At 64.6% G+C, this 15,413-nt stretch carries 15 protein-coding genes; 11 read left to right on the forward strand and 4 right to left on the reverse strand.

The genetic code is table 11. From position 1 onward, the window contains the following. Positions 1-1,132 precede the first annotated feature (1,132 nt). From RHPLAN_RS09645 to RHPLAN_RS09660, 4 genes are all read left to right on the forward strand, one after another. Positions 1,133-1,285 carry an aa3-type cytochrome c oxidase subunit IV gene (locus tag RHPLAN_RS09645; protein ID WP_068030938.1) on the forward strand — a complete coding sequence of 51 codons (153 nt, stop codon included), beginning with the start codon at positions 1,133-1,135 and terminating at the stop codon, positions 1,283-1,285. A 64-nt stretch (positions 1,286-1,349) separates the two neighbouring features. Next, positions 1,350-2,480, forward strand: a complete 1,131-nt coding sequence (locus RHPLAN_RS09650; protein ID WP_068016541.1) for a Re/Si-specific NAD(P)(+) transhydrogenase subunit alpha — start codon at positions 1,350-1,352, stop codon at positions 2,478-2,480. Positions 2,481-2,661: 181 nt separating this feature from the next. Beyond that, positions 2,662-2,985 carry a proton-translocating transhydrogenase family protein gene (locus RHPLAN_RS09655; protein ID WP_068016544.1) on the forward strand — a complete coding sequence of 108 codons (324 nt, stop codon included), beginning with the start codon at positions 2,662-2,664 and terminating at the stop codon, positions 2,983-2,985. A gap of 10 nt (positions 2,986-2,995) precedes the next feature. Beyond that, the gene (locus RHPLAN_RS09660) at positions 2,996-4,390 is read left to right on the forward strand and encodes an NAD(P)(+) transhydrogenase (Re/Si-specific) subunit beta (RefSeq protein ID WP_068016547.1); all 1,395 of its coding nucleotides are present in this window, start codon (positions 2,996-2,998) and stop codon (positions 4,388-4,390) included. Here RHPLAN_RS09660 and RHPLAN_RS09665 read toward each other — a convergent pair whose 3' ends face one another. Continuing rightward, the gene (locus RHPLAN_RS09665) at positions 4,391-5,311 is read right to left on the reverse strand and encodes an FkbM family methyltransferase (protein WP_068016550.1); all 921 of its coding nucleotides are present in this window, start codon (positions 5,309-5,311) and stop codon (positions 4,391-4,393) included. It lies immediately after the preceding gene. A gap of 80 nt (positions 5,312-5,391) precedes the next feature. Between RHPLAN_RS09665 and RHPLAN_RS09670 the strand changes: the two genes are divergently transcribed. Next, entirely contained in the window at positions 5,392-6,186 is a 795-nt protein-coding gene (locus RHPLAN_RS09670; RefSeq protein WP_068016553.1) for an alpha/beta hydrolase, read from the forward strand. Between the two features lie 153 nt (positions 6,187-6,339). Next, a complete protein-coding gene (locus RHPLAN_RS09675; protein ID WP_068016556.1) occupies positions 6,340-6,816 on the forward strand; it encodes a DUF4118 domain-containing protein in 477 nt (158 codons plus the stop codon). Positions 6,817-6,930: 114 nt separating this feature from the next. Here RHPLAN_RS09675 and RHPLAN_RS09680 read toward each other — a convergent pair whose 3' ends face one another. The 3 genes from RHPLAN_RS09680 to RHPLAN_RS09690 form a co-directional block, all read right to left on the reverse strand. Then, complete coding sequence (locus RHPLAN_RS09680; RefSeq protein WP_237180094.1) at positions 6,931-7,773, reverse strand: tetratricopeptide repeat protein; 843 nt, start codon at positions 7,771-7,773, stop codon at positions 6,931-6,933. 239 nt (positions 7,774-8,012) lie between these two features. Further along, entirely contained in the window at positions 8,013-8,363 is a 351-nt protein-coding gene (gene rpsU / locus RHPLAN_RS09685) for a 30S ribosomal protein S21 (protein ID WP_068030942.1), read from the reverse strand. 500 nt (positions 8,364-8,863) lie between these two features. Further along, a complete protein-coding gene (locus tag RHPLAN_RS09690) occupies positions 8,864-9,070 on the reverse strand; it encodes a YdcH family protein (RefSeq protein ID WP_068030945.1) in 207 nt (68 codons plus the stop codon). Between the two features lie 347 nt (positions 9,071-9,417). Between RHPLAN_RS09690 and RHPLAN_RS09695 the strand changes: the two genes are divergently transcribed. The 5 genes from RHPLAN_RS09695 to RHPLAN_RS09715 all read left to right on the forward strand — a co-directional run bounded on the left by RHPLAN_RS09695 (position 9,418) and on the right by RHPLAN_RS09715 (position 15,365). Beyond that, positions 9,418-9,603 (forward strand): YdcH family protein, encoded by a 186-nt coding sequence (locus RHPLAN_RS09695; protein ID WP_068016559.1) that lies wholly within the window; start codon positions 9,418-9,420, stop codon positions 9,601-9,603. 149 nt (positions 9,604-9,752) lie between these two features. Then, positions 9,753-10,751 (forward strand): Bug family tripartite tricarboxylate transporter substrate binding protein, encoded by a 999-nt coding sequence (locus tag RHPLAN_RS09700; protein ID WP_198164799.1) that lies wholly within the window; start codon positions 9,753-9,755, stop codon positions 10,749-10,751. After that, a complete protein-coding gene (locus RHPLAN_RS09705) occupies positions 10,751-11,719 on the forward strand; it encodes a Bug family tripartite tricarboxylate transporter substrate binding protein (RefSeq protein WP_068016563.1) in 969 nt (322 codons plus the stop codon). The genes RHPLAN_RS09700 and RHPLAN_RS09705 overlap by 1 nt, the downstream gene beginning before the upstream one ends. Positions 11,720-11,727: 8 nt before the next feature. Next, entirely contained in the window at positions 11,728-12,714 is a 987-nt protein-coding gene (locus RHPLAN_RS09710; protein WP_068016566.1) for a Bug family tripartite tricarboxylate transporter substrate binding protein, read from the forward strand. Positions 12,715-12,965: 251 nt separating this feature from the next. After that, positions 12,966-15,365 carry a bifunctional diguanylate cyclase/phosphodiesterase gene (locus RHPLAN_RS09715; protein WP_198164801.1) on the forward strand — a complete coding sequence of 800 codons (2,400 nt, stop codon included), beginning with the start codon at positions 12,966-12,968 and terminating at the stop codon, positions 15,363-15,365. Positions 15,366-15,413: the final 48 nt, after the last annotated feature.

Consider the following 15,413-nt stretch of genomic DNA (forward strand, 5'->3'; position numbering starts at 1 on the left):
CGAGGCAAGTTGCAGATCGATAGTTTGTGCACATCAAGCCGTTGGCGAGAGATCGAGCCGACTAGGCCGCCCGTCCGCCAAGGATTTTTCTGATCTCGGCGTCAGGGACGAATAGACCGGCCGCATGCTGGCGCTTCATCGCGCACTCTGCCGCTAGCGCTACTTCGGATAGCTAATCGAGGCGGCTGAATGGCCGGTGTGCTGGTCACGCAGCATTTCGATTTGCATTTCGGCAAATCAGATGTAGTAGCGATTCTGCCTCGTTCGTTGAGGGCGTCGACTAGGGACGTCTATTTGGCGGAGCGAGGTGTGGCGCCTGCAGGCGTGGCTCGTGACCACGTCCCAGGGTGCAAGGTCATCGTCCGTCCCCGATGAGGGGGCCGCCTTCAGTGGCAGGGCGCGGTCGGGTGAAAGCGGGCGCAAATGCCCCCTGGAGCATGGTGGGTGAAAACCCAGCCGGTCCGATCGAATCTCGAACGGTGGCCTCGCAATAAATCGCCACAAGTGGAGCGCCGGAAGGCGTGCGGGCTTCGCAAAAAGCCCGCGGCACCCCGCAAGGGGTGTCGACTGAGACGTAGCGCCAACCGGCGCTCCGCGCCCTCACTCATGTGAGGGACAAGGAAGAATAGAGGCGCCAGCCCCGCGCCTGATCTGAAGGGGCCGATGAATCACGCCTGTATGGATGCTGAAGGACGCGCGCGAGCGCGGGCTGTTTGAATGTGGAAATCTGACACTGAACCGCGCTGTGGCAGCACGGTTTCCCTCCCCGACAGGGGAGGGTGGCCTCGCGTCAGCGAGCACGGGTGGGGATATGCATCAATGACGGAGAGTGCTTGCGGGTGGCACCATCTCCCCACCCCGGTTCGCCATAGCGCGTCGAAGACGCGCGTAACCGCGCTGGTGGCTCGCCGACCCTCCCCTGGCGGGGAGAGATGGGACCGCCGGCGCACCGCATGTTTCCACAAGGGGCGGCACCCCCCACGGCATTGCCCGGCCCCCGCGATTCCGCTAAATCCTGAATCCTTCGGTTCAGCCGTTCCCGGCCGCTGCTTTGGCCGATGAACGCGCTTCATTCTCAACTTTCCCGTCCGCTTGCCCTCTGGGACCGGCCTTGGAATTCGAAAGGATCGCGATGTCCGCGCACGACACAGTTGAATATGCGGTCGCAGACGGGAACGACTATCCCGCGCACGAGCAGACCTACCGGAACTTCATCACCCTGGTGAAGTGGGGCACCGGCACGGTCATCGTGATCGTCGCCCTGATGGCCTACTTCCTGGTCTGAACGCCGCGAAGGCCCAAAGATTGGGCCAAGGTTCTGGCCTGACGATCCGGCCGCGGGAGACAGCATGAAAATCGCGATTGGCGCTGAATCCGATCCCTCCGAGCCGCGCGTCGCCGCGACCCCCGAGACCGTCAAGAAGCTGGTCGGTCTCGGCGCCGCGGTCGCGGTCGAGCCCGGTGCGGGCGTGAAGTCCGGCATTCTCGATGCCGATTACGCTGCGGCCGGCGCCGCGGTTCAGCCTGGCGCGGTGGCCGGCGCCGACGTGGTGCTCACGGTGCGGCGTCCCGATCCGGCGGCGCTGTCGGGCGTCAATCCGGGCGCGCTGGTCATCTCGATCATGGACCCCTATGGCAACGAGGCCGCGCTGAAGGCGCTGGCCGATGCCAAGGTCACGGCCTTCGCCATGGAACTGATGCCGCGCATCACCCGCGCGCAGTCCATGGACGTGCTGTCGAGCCAGGCGAACCTCGCCGGCTATCGCGCGGTGATCGATGCCTCCTCCGAATACGGGCGCGCCTTCCCGATGATGATGACGGCGGCCGGCACGGTGCCGGCGGCGCGCGTGTTCATCATGGGGGTCGGCGTCGCGGGGCTTCAAGCGATCGCGACCGCCCGCCGGCTCGGCGCGGTGGTCACCGCGACCGACGTGCGGCCGGCCACCAAAGAGCAGGTCGAGAGCCTCGGCGCCAAGTTCCTCGCCGTCGAGGACGAGGAGTTCAAGAACGCCCAGACCGCGGGCGGCTACGCCAAGGAAATGTCGAAAGAGTACCAGGCCAAGCAGGCCGCGCTGGTCGCCGAGCACATCAAGAAGCAGGACGTGGTCATCACCACGGCGCTCATTCCGGGGCGGCCGGCGCCGAAGCTCGTCTCGGCCGATATGGTGAAGTCGATGCGACCGGGCTCGGTGCTTGTTGATCTGGCGGTCGAGCGCGGCGGCAATGTCGAAGGCGCGCAGGCCGGCAAGGTCGCGGACGTCGGCGGCGTCAAGATCGTCGGCTACACCAACGTGGCGGGAAGGCTCGCGGCGTCGGCCTCGGGCCTCTACGCCAAGAACCTGCTGACGTTCCTCGAAATCCTGATCGACAAGAAAGAAAAGAAGCTCGCGGTCAACTGGGACGACGAGATCGTCAAAGCCACCGTGCTCACCCGCGATGGCGCGGTGGTGCATCCGAACTTCAAGCCCAAAGCAGCTTAGAGGCGATCGTGACCCAAACGATCTCCTCCTCTTTACCCCGGGCGGTGCGCTCCCTCCCCCTAAAAGGGGGAGGGTCGGGGTGGGGGTCATTGGGCGCGCAAACTGATCCCCACCCCGACCCTCCCCTTTTCAAGGGGAGGGAGCGGACCGCCCGAATTGGGCTAAACGCGAAGGAGCCTTCATGACCGGAACTGCGCTCGACGCCGTTGATCCCTTCGTGTTCCGGCTGTCGATCTTCGTGCTCGCCGTGTTCGTCGGCTACTACGTGGTCTGGTCGGTGACGCCGGCGCTGCACACGCCGCTGATGTCGGTGACCAACGCGATCTCCTCGGTGATCGTGGTGGGCGCGCTGCTCGCGGTCGGCGTGGCGCTGACCACCGACGACAACGGGCCGATCTGGGCGCGGGCGCTGGGCTTCGTCGCGCTGGTGTTCGCCTCGATCAACATCTTCGGCGGCTTCCTGGTCACCCAGCGCATGCTCGCGATGTACAAGAAGAAGAAATGAGCAGCGCGCCATGACCGCCAACCTCTCAGCCCTTCTTTATCTCGTCGCCGGCGTCCTGTTCATCATGGCGCTGCGCGGGCTTTCGAGCCCTGAGTCGAGCCGCCGCGGCAACATGCTCGGCATCGCCGGCATGGTGATCGCGATCGGCACCACGCTCGCGGGCCATCCGCCGCACGGCATCGGTGCGTGGATCCTGGTGATCGCGGGCCTCACGCTCGGCGGCGGCATCGGCGCGGTGATCGCGCGCCGCGTGCCGATGACCTCGATGCCGGAGCTGGTCGCGGCCTTCCACTCGCTGGTCGGCATGGCGGCGGTGCTGGTCGCGGCCGGCGCGTTCTATGCGCCGACCGCCTTCGACATCGGCACCCATGGCCACATCCACACCCAGAGCCTGATCGAGATGTCGCTTGGCGTTGCGATCGGCGCGATCACGTTCACCGGCTCGATCATCGCGTTCCTGAAGCTCTCCGGCCGCATGAGCGGCAAGCCGATCATCCTGCCGGCGCGCCATGTCATCAACATCGTGCTGGCCGCGGCGCTGGTGTTCTTCATCTACGGTCTCGTGGTGTCGCAGAGCCAGGTCGATTTCTGGCTGGTGACGCTGATCGCGCTCGTGCTCGGCGTGCTCATCATCGTGCCGATCGGCGGCGCCGACATGCCGGTCGTGATCTCGATGCTGAACTCTTACTCGGGCTGGGCCGCGGCCGGCATCGGCTTCACGCTCGGCAATTCGGCGCTGATCATCACCGGCGCGCTGGTCGGCTCCTCGGGCGCGATCCTGAGCTACATCATGTGCGCCGGCATGAACCGGAGCTTCATCTCGGTGATCCTCGGCGGCTTCGGCGGCGAGGTGGCAGGGCCGGGCGGCGGCGGCGAGCAGCGGCCGGTCAAGATCGGCTCGGCCGAAGACGCCGCCTACATCATGAAGAACGCCTCGAAGGTCATCATCGTGCCGGGCTACGGCATGGCGGTGGCGCAGGCGCAGCACGCGCTGCGTGAGATGGCCGACCGTCTCAAGAAGGAGGGCGTCGAGGTCAAGTACGCCATCCATCCGGTGGCGGGCCGCATGCCCGGCCACATGAACGTGCTGCTCGCCGAGGCCAACGTGCCCTACGACGAGGTGTTCGAGCTCGAGGACATCAACTCGGAGTTCGCCCAGGCCGACATCGCCTTCGTGATCGGCGCCAACGACGTGACCAATCCGGCCGCCGAAGAGGACAAGACCTCTCCCATCTACGGGATGCCGGTGCTGCAGGTCTGGAAGGCCGGCACCGTGATGTTCGTCAAGCGCTCGTTGGCGTCCGGATATGCCGGCATCGACAACCCGCTGTTCTACCGCGACAACACCATGATGCTGCTCGGCGACGCCAAGAAAATGGCCGAGACCATTGTGAAGGGAATGTAGCTAGATCGGCTTGACGATGTGCTTGTTGGCCTCGGCGATGGCAGCAAGCGACATCCCGGCACGGTCCCGCTCGTCCATGCCGCGGGTGCTCCTCACCCAGATCACGTCGAGGCTGCCGGCAAAGTCGTCGAGCTCGCTCGCCTCGATCCGCACCGTGCCGCCGTGCGGCCACAGCACGAACGGCGAGAACCCCGCATCCTTCAACCGCGCCAGCATGGTCGTGGTCGACAATCCGCCGGCCGCGCTGAGATCGGGCGAATACTCCAATATCAAGGCATCGGTGCGTCGCAGCGTTTGCATCGCGCCATCGATCACCTTGGGTTCGTATCCTTCCACGTCGATCTTGATCAGCGATATCGGCCGCTCGCTCAAACCGAGCGCTGCGAGCGCACCGTCGAGATCGGTCACCGGCACGGTGCGCGAGCCCTGGCCGTGGTCGGCGGCGAGCGAATGCCGCCCGAAGTTGTTGCGGTTGTAGCGATGCAGATGCGCGGTGCCGGGCGCGGCGCCGACCGCGCGGGTTTCGACGATCACATTGTCGATCTCGTTGGCGGCGAGGTTGCGCTCCAGCAGCCAGGCGTTGAACGGATCGGGTTCGAAGGCCACCACTGTTTCGGCCTTGGGATGGCGTGCCGCGTGCAGCGCGTGCCAGCCGAGATTGGCGCCGATGTCGACCACGATGCCGCGCGGCGCGGCGTCGAGAAACTCCGCCATCCAGCGCGTCACCAGCGGCTCATGGGTGCCGTATTTGGCGATGTGACGGCCGATCGCGTCGCGGTGGTGCGCGTGGAATTTGAGCTTCGATTGCGCCGCGGTGGTGCGGAATGCCGGCCGCCACGGCACGAACCAGGCCGCGACGAAGTTCAGCGTGCCGAGCGGCCGCGGCAGGACGAGTTGCGACGAAGGCTTGAGAGCGCTCATGCGCCGTTTAGAGCATATTCCCGCAGTCGATGCAGCGGCGGACCTTTGGCTGCACGATGGGCCCATGATATCAACGCGCCATGGCGCTGCTGAAATGGCTTTTGCTGATCGTTGCGATCTACGGGGGCGCGCTCACGCTGGTTTATATCGGTCAGCGCTCGCTGCAGTACCATCCCGACAAGACACGCACACCGCCGGCCATGGCCGGCCTGCCTTCCGCCGAAGAGCTCGAGCTCAAGACCTCCGACGGCGAGACGGTGGTCGTCTGGCACGTGCCGCCGCGAGGCGACAAGCCTGTCGTGCTTTACTTCCATGGCAACGGCGGTTCGCTCGCCTGGCGCGCCGATCGGTTCAAGTCGTTCACGGCCGACGGCACCGGCCTCGTGGCGCTGAGCTATCGCGGCTATGGCGGGTCGACGGGCAGCCCGACCGAAGCGGGACTGATCGCCGACGCGCAGGCAGCCTACGCGTTCACGGCCGCGCGTTACCCGGCGGAGCGGATCGCGGTATGGGGCGAGTCGCTCGGCACCGGCGTCGCCACAGCGCTTGCGGCTTCGCAGCGGATTTCGCGTCTCATCCTGGAGTCGCCGTTCACCTCCGCCGCCGATGTCGGCGCGAAGGTCTATTGGTTCCTGCCGGTGCAGCTTCTCATGAAGGACGCATTCCGCTCCGATGAGCGCATCGGCAAGATCACGGTTCCGGTTTTGATACTGCACGGCAGCGCCGACACGGTGGTGCCGTTCGGCTTTGGCCGGAAGCTGTTCGCGCTGGCCAATGAGCCGAAGCGCTTCGTCCGTCTCGAAGGCGGCGGCCACAGCAATCTCGACCAGTTTGGCGCGCAGAACGCGATCCGCGCCTTTCTGTACGGCGGCTGATCGGTTGCCGACAGGACCGAAATCCTTGCTGTGTTCCGCCCCTTACAACGCTGAGGCGTGGCGTCACGGTTAGACTTCCTCTAAGCTTGAACCCGCTGCCGCGTTGCGGGACGAGGCGGCACGAGAGTTCCGAACCGGGCCGGCGAGGTGGGGATGTCGCTGCGCGCAAATCCGGAATCACCGACGGAGTCGTCGCTATTCCGGCGCTGGATTTCACCGATCACGGTGTCGCTGCTGCTTGTGGCGCTCACCACCACACTGCTGTGGTTGCTTCAGCCACGACTTCAGCAGGAACACCTGATCTTCATCTACTTCGTTCCGACCACTCTGGTGGCGATCCGCTATGGCAGTCTGTCGGCCATGGGCGTGATCATCGCGAGCAGCTTTGCCGCGGCCTACTTCCTCTATCCGCCGAACTTCAGCTTCCTGGTCGCAAGCCGGCTGGAGTTCATGGAAATCGTGCTGTTCTGCCTGCTCGCGCTGTTGGCAAGCCAGGTCGTGTCGGGCTTTGCCAATGACAACGACGTCGTCAAGCGCCCCCCTCGTGCGGGGGCGCGGTTCTTCAGATCCAGGCCGTCGAACTTTCGCGGAATGCTGAGTCGCGTTCGGGCGAAGATCGCATTGTTCTAGAGCATGATCCCGAAAAGTGTGAAGCGGTTTTCGGAAAAGATCATGCTCACACAAAAGTAAAGAGCGACGGGTCTGATTCAACGAAGTTGAATCAGACCCTAGCCGCGCCGCTCCTCAGAACGTCTGGTAGGTTTGGCCCATCTTGCCGCCGACGCGGGCAAAGCCCTGCTTGGCCGGCTCGTGGTCGCTCTTGATGTTGAGCGCGCGCGCATAGGAGCCGGCGGCTTTCTCCTTGTCGCCCATCCGCTCATAGACGAAAGCACGCGTGGTCCACGCTTGCAGACTTTGCGGCTCGACGCCGACCGCCTCGTCGAGATCGCCGGCGGCGGCCTTCAGATCGTTGATCGCCATGTAGCTCAAGCCGCGCGCGATATAGGGCTCGGACTGGCTCTGCGACAGTCCGATCGAGGTCGAGAAGTCGTCGATGGCGTACTGGTATTGCCGCTGGCTCTGATAGAGCAGGCCGCGATTGTAATAGGCCTCGGCATTGTCGGGCCGGATTGAGATCGCCTGGTTGAAATCCTTGAACGCATCGAACGGCTGCTTCCGCAGCCGGTAGACCACGCCGCGGCCGAGATAGGCGACCGGATAGTTCTGATCGAGCGCCAGCGCCTTGTTGTAGTCGGCAAGCGCCTGATCGAGCTTGCCGGTCTTGCGATAGATCAGCCCGCGATTGGCATAGGCCTGGGCATAGTTCGGATCGAGACTGATGGCTTTGTTGAAATCGGCCAGCGCTTCATCGTTGCGGCCGGCTTGCCCGAACACCGAACCGCGCATGTTGTAGGCCTGCGGATCGCTCGGGTTGCGCTGGATCACCGAGGACAGCGACGAGATGTTGGCGGGCGAAGCGGCGAACTGATTGTCCTCGGTCTCGGAGGTCTGGGAGACGCCGCTGCCGCCGACGCCGTTCATCACCGTGCCGCAGCCCGCAAGCGCCGCAGCCGCAACGAGCAACACCGCGCCCGTGAGGCGACAGGCTACGGGGCGGGGCTCTCTTGCGATGGGTGCGGGCTGTCTCATTATCAAATGGTAGCCGGGCGAGCTGTCATCCGCGATGGCTTCAATGGTGTTCACCCAAGGAATGCGGCGAAGGTTCGGCGGTCGGAGCTGAGCGCCGTCGAAGCCTGGCAAAATGAAAACGCGGGCTGCAATTTCTGCCGCCCGCGTCCAAGCTCGTCGACCGGAAATCGGGCGGATTAACGTCCGAAGCCGCCACCGCCGCCGAAGCCGGCACCACCGCCAAATCCGCCGCCGCTGCGGCCGGCGCCGCCACGGCCCGGGCCGCCGGCACCGCGTCCGCCACGGTCGCCGCCCGGTCCACCGATCGTCTTCGGCTTCATCGGGATCAGCCCTTCGCGCTGGGCGCGCTTGCGGGCAAGCTTACGGGCGCGGCGGACCGCTTCCGCCTTCTCACGTGCCTTCTTCTCGGATGGCTTCTCGTAGTGACCGCGCAGCTTCATCTCGCGGAAAATACCCTCGCGCTGCATCTTCTTCTTGAGCGCCTTGAGGGCCTGATCGACGTTATTGTCACGGACGAGAACCTGCACGCGTGTTTCCTTCTGCAATCCGGGCTCTGAAAGCCGGTCATGAATGTTGAGCTTGTAGGACCCTATTTAGGGTCCCGGGTTGGGCGTCGGTACCAGATCGATTGTAAAAAGTCCATCATTCCGGGGGTTTCTTGCGATCTTTCGGCCTCTGACCGCAGGAAACCTCAGGAAACAAGGGCTTGGCCCTTGGTCATGGCCGGTCAGCCGCGGCTTGGCGCTCGGGAAGCCGCCCATGCTCGCCGGCCGGTACGTCCCGATTACCGTCCCCCTTGCCGATGGCGGTGTGCTGGACGATGCCGGCACGGGTGGCCTCCCGCTTCCGGAGATCAGCAGCTGTGGATAAGGTGGATAACCTTGGTGCGCTGCGGCGAGCGACGCGCAGCCGCTGACGAGAGCGAGACGCTGGCTTGTCTGGTGGGGGAGGCGGCGTTTGGCCGACTGTGCCCGGACCGCATGGCACAGATCTCTGGCGGGACGTCTCGAGCGCAGATCGAATCGATTTACGCGATGATGTCGGGGGTGAGCTGGTCTTCGATCAGGATGATCTGGTCGCGCAGTTGCAGCTTGCGCTTCTTCAGCCGCTGCACCTGAAGCAGATCCGCGCCCGGCGAGTTGTAAAGCGCCTCAATCGCCGCATCGAGGTCACGGTGCTCCTGGCGCAGCTGCGCCAACTGCGTCCGCAATTCGCCTTCGTCGTCTTGCTTCATGGCCGCCGCAATCAGCGTCTGGTCCAACAGCCCGGCTGCGCCACCGGTCGCAGGCGCAGAGCCTTCGATTACCACAAAGTCTTGGATACTCATGACTACCGGGCCTGCGGCTGGCCTCTCCTGTGCCGGAGCCCCTGAGCGGGTTCCTCTGGCGCGTGCGCCAGCACACTTAGGGAATTATCCACTTTTTCTCAAGCGCTGTCCAAACCCGTAGCGCGCACATTTTCCGTGCAAAACTCGGATTTTTCGCAACGCACAAAAACGGTTATTCGACTTCGATCCTGCCGCGTGGCACACTGAAGATGTCAGGGGTGTTCGCTTAAACCGTCTCCGAGGAGCCACTCCATATGACCATCCAAGCGCATCTTGCGGAGCTAGAACGGAAGCACCGTGCCCTCGACGAGGAGCTCGCCGAGGCCATGAACCATCCGTCGACCGATGACCTCAAGATTGCCGAACTGAAGCGTCGTAAGTTGCTCGTTAAAGACGAGATTCAGCGTCTTCAGATCACGGAGCCGTACAGCCTCCATTGAGGCTGGTTTCCGGTTCTGAAGTAGAATCAGCACAGCCGCCGGCTCTCGCCATGGGAGCCGGCGGTGCTATTTTCGACGCCAGAACAGAAAAGACCTGGGACGTCAGAAGGACCTGGGACGCCAGAACAGAAAAGACTTGGGAGGAGGCGATGGGCGGAAATCGGCATCGTTGGTTGCGTTGTGTCGTGGCAGGCTTCGCGGCGTTTGTGGCGTTCGTGGCGCCGGCCCAAATCCAAGCTCAAGCGCAGGATTATCCGCATCGCACCGTGACCCTGGTCGTGCCCTATCCGCCGGGCGGCGGCGTCGACGTGCTGGCACGGGTGGTGGCCGAAAAGCTTTCCGGTGTGATCGGCCAGCAGGTGATCGTCGACAACCGGGTCGGCGGCTCGGGGCTGGTCGGGACGCGCGCAACGATCCGCAGCGCGCCGGACGGCTACACGCTGTTCTTCGGCCATACCGGCTCGATCTCGATCAACCCGTCGCTCTATGCCAATGCCGGCTTCGATCCACGCAAGGACTTTCAGCCGGTCGGACTGTTCGCCTCGATGCCGGTGGCGCTGCTCGCGCATCCCTCGTTCCCCGGCAAGACCATCGGCGAGGTGGTGGAGATCGCCAAGAAGGACAGCGGCAAGCTCAACATCGGCACCTCGGCGGTCGGCACCGGCGGCTATCTCTCGGCCGAGCTGTTCAAGTCGATCACCGGCGTGCAGGCGACGATCGTGCCCTACAAGGGCACGGCGCAACTCATGAACGATCTGCTCGGCGGCCAGGTGCCGATCGCGTTCGGCGTGCTGCCGCCGGCCATGGGCAATCTTGCGGCCGGTACGCTGCGCGGCATCGCGATCCTCGACCGCCAGCGCTTCAGCCTGTTGCCGGACGTTCCGACCTCGCACGAGTCCGGCTTGCCGGGCTTCGAATCCGTGCTGCATTACGGCCTGCTTGGCCCCGCCGGCATGCCGCGCCCGATCGTCGACAAGCTCAACGCGGCGATGAGGCAGGTTGCCGTCACCGACGAGGTGAAAAAGCGCATCAACAACGAGGGTGGTGATCCCATGACCTCGACGCCCGAAGAATACGCGGCCGACATCGCGGCCGAATACGACAAGTGGGGCACGCTGATCCACAAGCTCAAACTGAAGGTGGAGTGATGCGCTCCTCTGTCAGCATCGCGGTTGCGCTGGCTGGACTGGTCTTCGCCACAAGCGTTGCGGCCGCGCAGGACTTTCCCACCAAGCCGATCACGCTGGTGGTGCCGTTTCCGCCGGGGGGCGGCAACGACGCGCTCGCCCGCACCGTTGCCGACAAGATGAGCCGGCCGCTCGGCCAGCAGGTGGTGGTGGAGAACCGCGGTGGTGCCGGCGGGACTATGGCGACACGCGCCGTCGCCAAGACCGCGCCCGACGGCTACACGATCCTGCTCTCCTACACCGGCACCTTCGCGATCAATCCGAGCCTCTATCCCAACGCCGGTTACGATCCGCGCAAGGATTTCGCGCCGATCGGGCTGATTGCCTCGATGCCGAGCGTGCTGGTGGTGCATCCGTCCGTGCCGGCACGCAGCACCGCCGAGCTGATCGCCTACGGCAAGGCCAATCCCGGCAAGATCAACTACGCCTTCGTGCCGGGTACGGTCGGCCATATCACCACCGAGTTGTTCGCGCGCACGGCCGGCATCGAGCTCACCAAGATTCCCTACAAGGGCAACGGCGACGCGCTTGCCAATCTGATCGGCGGCCACGTGTCGATGATGTTTCTCTCGATCGCGCCGATCGTCGGCAATGTGAAGGCTGGCTCTCTGTACGCGCTGGCGCTCACCACGGCCGAACGTTCGCCGCTGATGCCCGAAGTGCCGCCGATTTCGGAATCCGGCGTGCCCGGCTTCTCGGCAGCGATCCGCTATGGTCTCGTGGCGCCGCCGGGCACGCCGCGGCCGATCATCGAGCGGCTCAACAAGGAGCTGCGCGTCGCGCTCGATGACGAACAGCTCAAAGCCAAGCTCGCGGCCGAGGGCGCAACGCCTGCGCCAAGCACGCCCGAAGAATACGGAGCGTTCATCGACGCCGACGAAACCAAATGGGCGCCGATCGTCAAAAGCCTCAATCTGAAATTCGAATAGGACATGTGATGCGTGTGACTGCTTTGCTGCTGGTGGCAGCGACTTTGCTGCTTGGTGCGTTCTCGAACGCGTTGGCCCCGAACGCGTGGGCTCAGGACTATCCCACCAAACCGATCACCATGATCGTGCCGTTTCCGGCAGGCGGCGGCGTCGACGTGGTCGGACGCATCGTCGGCGAGAAGCTGTCGGCGGCGCTCGGCCAGCCGATCATCGTCGACAACCGCGCCGGCGCCGCCGGCGTCATCGGCACCCGCTTCGCGACGCGCGCCGCCCCCGACGGCTACACGCTGGTGATGGCGACCTCCGGATCGATCGCCATCAACCCGAACCTCTACGTCAATCCGGGCTATCAGACGCTCAAGGACCTTGTGCCGATCGGGCTCATTTCCACGACGCCGATCGTGCTGATGGCGCATCCGTCTTCGCCGGAGCAGACGCTCGCCGACATCATTGCGACGGCCAAGCGTGATCCCAGCAAGATCAACATCGGCACGCCGCCGCCCGGCACCAGCGCCAATCTCGCCGCCGAGCTTTTGAAATCGATGGCCGGCATCGACTACACCATCGTCACGTATCGCGGCACCGGCCCGCTCACCACCGATCTGCTTGGCGGTCACGTCAAGCTTGGGCTCAACGTGCTCGCGCCCGCCATGAGCAACCTCAAGTCGGGAACGCTGAAAGCGATGGCGGTGCTGTCGCCCAAGCGCTCGAGCCATCTGCCCGACGTGCCGACCTCGGCTGAGGCGGGGCTGCCGGGCTTCGAGTCCGGCCTGAACTACGGCTTGCTCGCTCCGGCCGGCACGCCGCGGCCGATCATCGAGCGCATCAATCGCGAACTGCGGGTTCTGATCGATCTGCCCGACGTGCGGGCGAGGATTGCCGCCGACGGCGGCGATCCGATGCCGTCGAGCCCCGAGGAATATGCCGCCGACATCGCGCGCGAGGACGCCAAGTGGGGCACGCTCATCCGCAAGCTTGGCCTGAAGGTGGAGTGATCGCAGGTCGAGCGTGCCCTTTGTTGCTGCGATGTAACCAGGATTGGTTATGGTCCATTAGCGATGGTCGCAAAGCGGGACCAGCGTTCAGGTTTCGCTAACCAGCGCCGAAAAATACGGCAAGGAAATGCATAATCCGACCCGGCAATTTTAGCGACTGATGCTGCATACCGGGGTGTTCAATTCACAGGTCCGAACACCCGATGTTGCCGCCGATGCAGAAAGCGTCCCGACGCCGCGCCGCATCAAACATGCCTGCACGCCTGCAGTTGCCGATGGTGATCACGGCGGTAATCGGCCTTGTGCTGGCCGTGTTCTGCAGCAGCCTGATGTGGCGCTGGGAGCAGCGCGCTGCGCATCAGGAATTCGTTGCGGTGACGCAAAGCCAGGTGGCCGCGTTGCAGCGCGGGCTCGATGAGTATCTCAACCAGCTTCAGGCGCTGCGCGCGCTGTTTGAAGCCTCCGACGACGTGACGCGGCCGGAGTTCGAGTCGTTCGCCGGCCGGCTCTTGGCCGGTCAGAAGGCGATTCAGAATCTTTCCTGGGTGCCGCGGGTGAAACGCGAGGAGCGCACCGAGCACGAATTGCACGGTCTCGCTGTCGGCCTGCCAAACTACCGCATCCGGGCGGTGACATCGAACGATAGCATCGTGATCGCTCCGGAGAAGGACGAGTATTTTCCGATCTTCTATTCGTCGCTGCCGGTGACGTCGCGCATCTATGGCATCGATCTTCTGTCGCAGCCGGGAGTCGGTGTGCACCTCCTGCGGGCCCGCGACGAAGACACCTTGTCGGCCGTTCCGAATTTCGTCCTGCACAGCCGTGACGACGACGTTCATGCCTTTCTGTTTTCGCTGCCGGTCTACCGCCGGCACATGCCGCGCGACACCGTCGAGCAGCGGCGCGCGGCGCTCGCTGGCTTCGCTCATGGTGCCTTCGTCACCGGCGTCGCGATGGAGCAGGTGGTCGGCCAGTCGGCAATGGCCCGCGGGCTCAATCTCTATCTTTTTGTCGATGGCGCGGACGATGACGCGAGGCCGATCCATGGGCTCAGCGTTGGGCCTGCGGCGCGGCGGGCCGAACTCGCCACGTTTGGCTCGCTCCGTTCACAGTGGCATGCGACCGGCACGCTCGTGGCCGGCCCGGCGCGCTGGATTCTCGTCGCAACGCCGGTCGGGAACGGCCCGCTTGCCGAACATCACGACCGTTCCGGTCTGGTGCTGATTGGCGGCCTCGTGATCACCGCATTGGTGGTTCTGTTCCTGCGTTCGTCGATCCACCACGCGCATCGTCTGTTGCGCGCCAACGAGGAGATCTCCTCGCTCGCCCACAAGGATCCTCTGACCGGTCTCGACAACCGGCGCGCCTTCAACGAGCGGTTGGCCGCGGCCTTCTCGGGACGCCGGGGCAGGGACAGCGCTTTCACGCTGCTCTATTTCGATCTCGACCACTTCAAGGATGTGAACGATACGCTCGGCCATCCGATCGGCGACATGCTGCTGCAGCAGGTCGCAACACGCGTCAGCGCCGTGGTGCGCCGCGATGACGTCGTGGCCCGCGTCGGTGGCGACGAATTCTTCATCCTGCAGCATCATGCCGACGAAGCCATGGCTGCGGCGCTGGCGGAGCGGATCAACCAGACGCTCGCCGAGCCCTTCCTGATCCAGGGCAACGATGTCCATGTCACGTCGAGCATCGGCATCGCCCTGTGCACGAAGAAGACGCCGACTGCCGACATGCTGATCGTGCAGGCCGATCTCGCGCTCTATCGCGCCAAGGGCGACGGCCGCAACTGCTTCCGCTTCCACAGCGAGACGTTCGACCGCGAGGTGCACGAGCGGGTGTCGATATCGGACGATCTGCGCGGCGCGGTCGATCGCGGCGAGCTGTGCCTCTATTATCAGCCGCAGATTGAGCTTGCGACCGGACGCATCGTCGGCGCCGAGGCGCTGTTGCGCTGGAAGCATCCGGAGCGCGGGCTGGTCAGTCCGGGGCAGTTCATCCCGATTGCCGAGCGCACCGGCGCCATCATGGCGCTGGGTGAGTTCGTGATCAGCGAGGCCTGCCGTCAGCTCCAGGAGTGGAACCAGCTTGGGATCGCCCCGAACGTGCTTGCGATCAACTGCTCGGCGAGCCAGTTCAAGGCGGGCGGCGATCTGATCGGCTTCATTGATGCGACCGTCGAGCTGTCCGGCGTGACGCCGTCGCAGCTCGAGGTCGAGCTCACCGAGTCAGTGCTGATGGAGGTGACCAAGCAGCACAATACGCTGCTCGCGCGGCTGCACCAGCTCGGCGTGCGGATCGCCATCGATGACTTCGGCACCGGCTATTCGTCGCTCAGCTATCTGACCAGCTATCCGTTCAGCCGGCTCAAGATCGCGCAGGAACTGGTGTTCGATGTCACACGCGAGCGGCGCAACGCCACGGTGGTCCGCGCCGCGATCAGGCTTGCCGATGAGCTTGGCATCGAGTGCATCGCCGAGGGCATCGAGACGCCCGAGCAGGCCGCGCTCTTGATCGAGGCTGGCTGCAACCAGGGGCAGGGTTTCCTGTTCGGCAGGCCGGTCGCGGCTGCGGAAATGACCGCAATGCTGCGAGAGCGACGCGAGGTTCCGAAGCCGAATCCGGCACCGCTTTCGCTCGCGGGCTAAAACATGATCCCGACCGCGGCGGCGGTGAGCCGCCGCTGGGGCGGCGCT

Origin of the sequence: Rhodoplanes sp. Z2-YC6860, assembly GCF_001579845.1 — a bacterium.
Taxonomy (GTDB): domain Bacteria; phylum Pseudomonadota; class Alphaproteobacteria; order Rhizobiales; family Xanthobacteraceae; genus Z2-YC6860.

Bases quoted from the DNA above. Each gene is read 5' to 3' on its own strand.
- RHPLAN_RS09645 (WP_068030938.1), top strand. From the start codon at position 1,133: ATGTCCGCGCACGACACAGTTGAATATGCGGTCGCAGACGGGAACGAC.
- RHPLAN_RS09650 (WP_068016541.1), top strand. From the start codon at position 1,350: ATGAAAATCGCGATTGGCGCTGAATCCGATCCCTCCGAGCCGCGCGTC.
- RHPLAN_RS09655 (WP_068016544.1), top strand. From the start codon at position 2,662: ATGACCGGAACTGCGCTCGACGCCGTTGATCCCTTCGTGTTCCGGCTG.
- RHPLAN_RS09660 (WP_068016547.1), top strand. From the start codon at position 2,996: ATGACCGCCAACCTCTCAGCCCTTCTTTATCTCGTCGCCGGCGTCCTG.
- RHPLAN_RS09665 (WP_068016550.1), bottom strand. From the start codon at position 5,311: ATGAGCGCTCTCAAGCCTTCGTCGCAACTCGTCCTGCCGCGGCCGCTC.
- RHPLAN_RS09670 (WP_068016553.1), top strand. From the start codon at position 5,392: ATGGCGCTGCTGAAATGGCTTTTGCTGATCGTTGCGATCTACGGGGGC.
- RHPLAN_RS09675 (WP_068016556.1), top strand. From the start codon at position 6,340: ATGTCGCTGCGCGCAAATCCGGAATCACCGACGGAGTCGTCGCTATTC.
- RHPLAN_RS09690 (WP_068030945.1), bottom strand. From the start codon at position 9,070: ATGAAGCAAGACGACGAAGGCGAATTGCGGACGCAGTTGGCGCAGCTG.
- RHPLAN_RS09695 (WP_068016559.1), top strand. From the start codon at position 9,418: ATGACCATCCAAGCGCATCTTGCGGAGCTAGAACGGAAGCACCGTGCC.
- RHPLAN_RS09700 (WP_198164799.1), top strand. From the start codon at position 9,753: ATGGGCGGAAATCGGCATCGTTGGTTGCGTTGTGTCGTGGCAGGCTTC.
- RHPLAN_RS09705 (WP_068016563.1), top strand. From the start codon at position 10,751: ATGCGCTCCTCTGTCAGCATCGCGGTTGCGCTGGCTGGACTGGTCTTC.
- RHPLAN_RS09710 (WP_068016566.1), top strand. From the start codon at position 11,728: ATGCGTGTGACTGCTTTGCTGCTGGTGGCAGCGACTTTGCTGCTTGGT.
- RHPLAN_RS09715 (WP_198164801.1), top strand. From the start codon at position 12,966: ATGCCTGCACGCCTGCAGTTGCCGATGGTGATCACGGCGGTAATCGGC.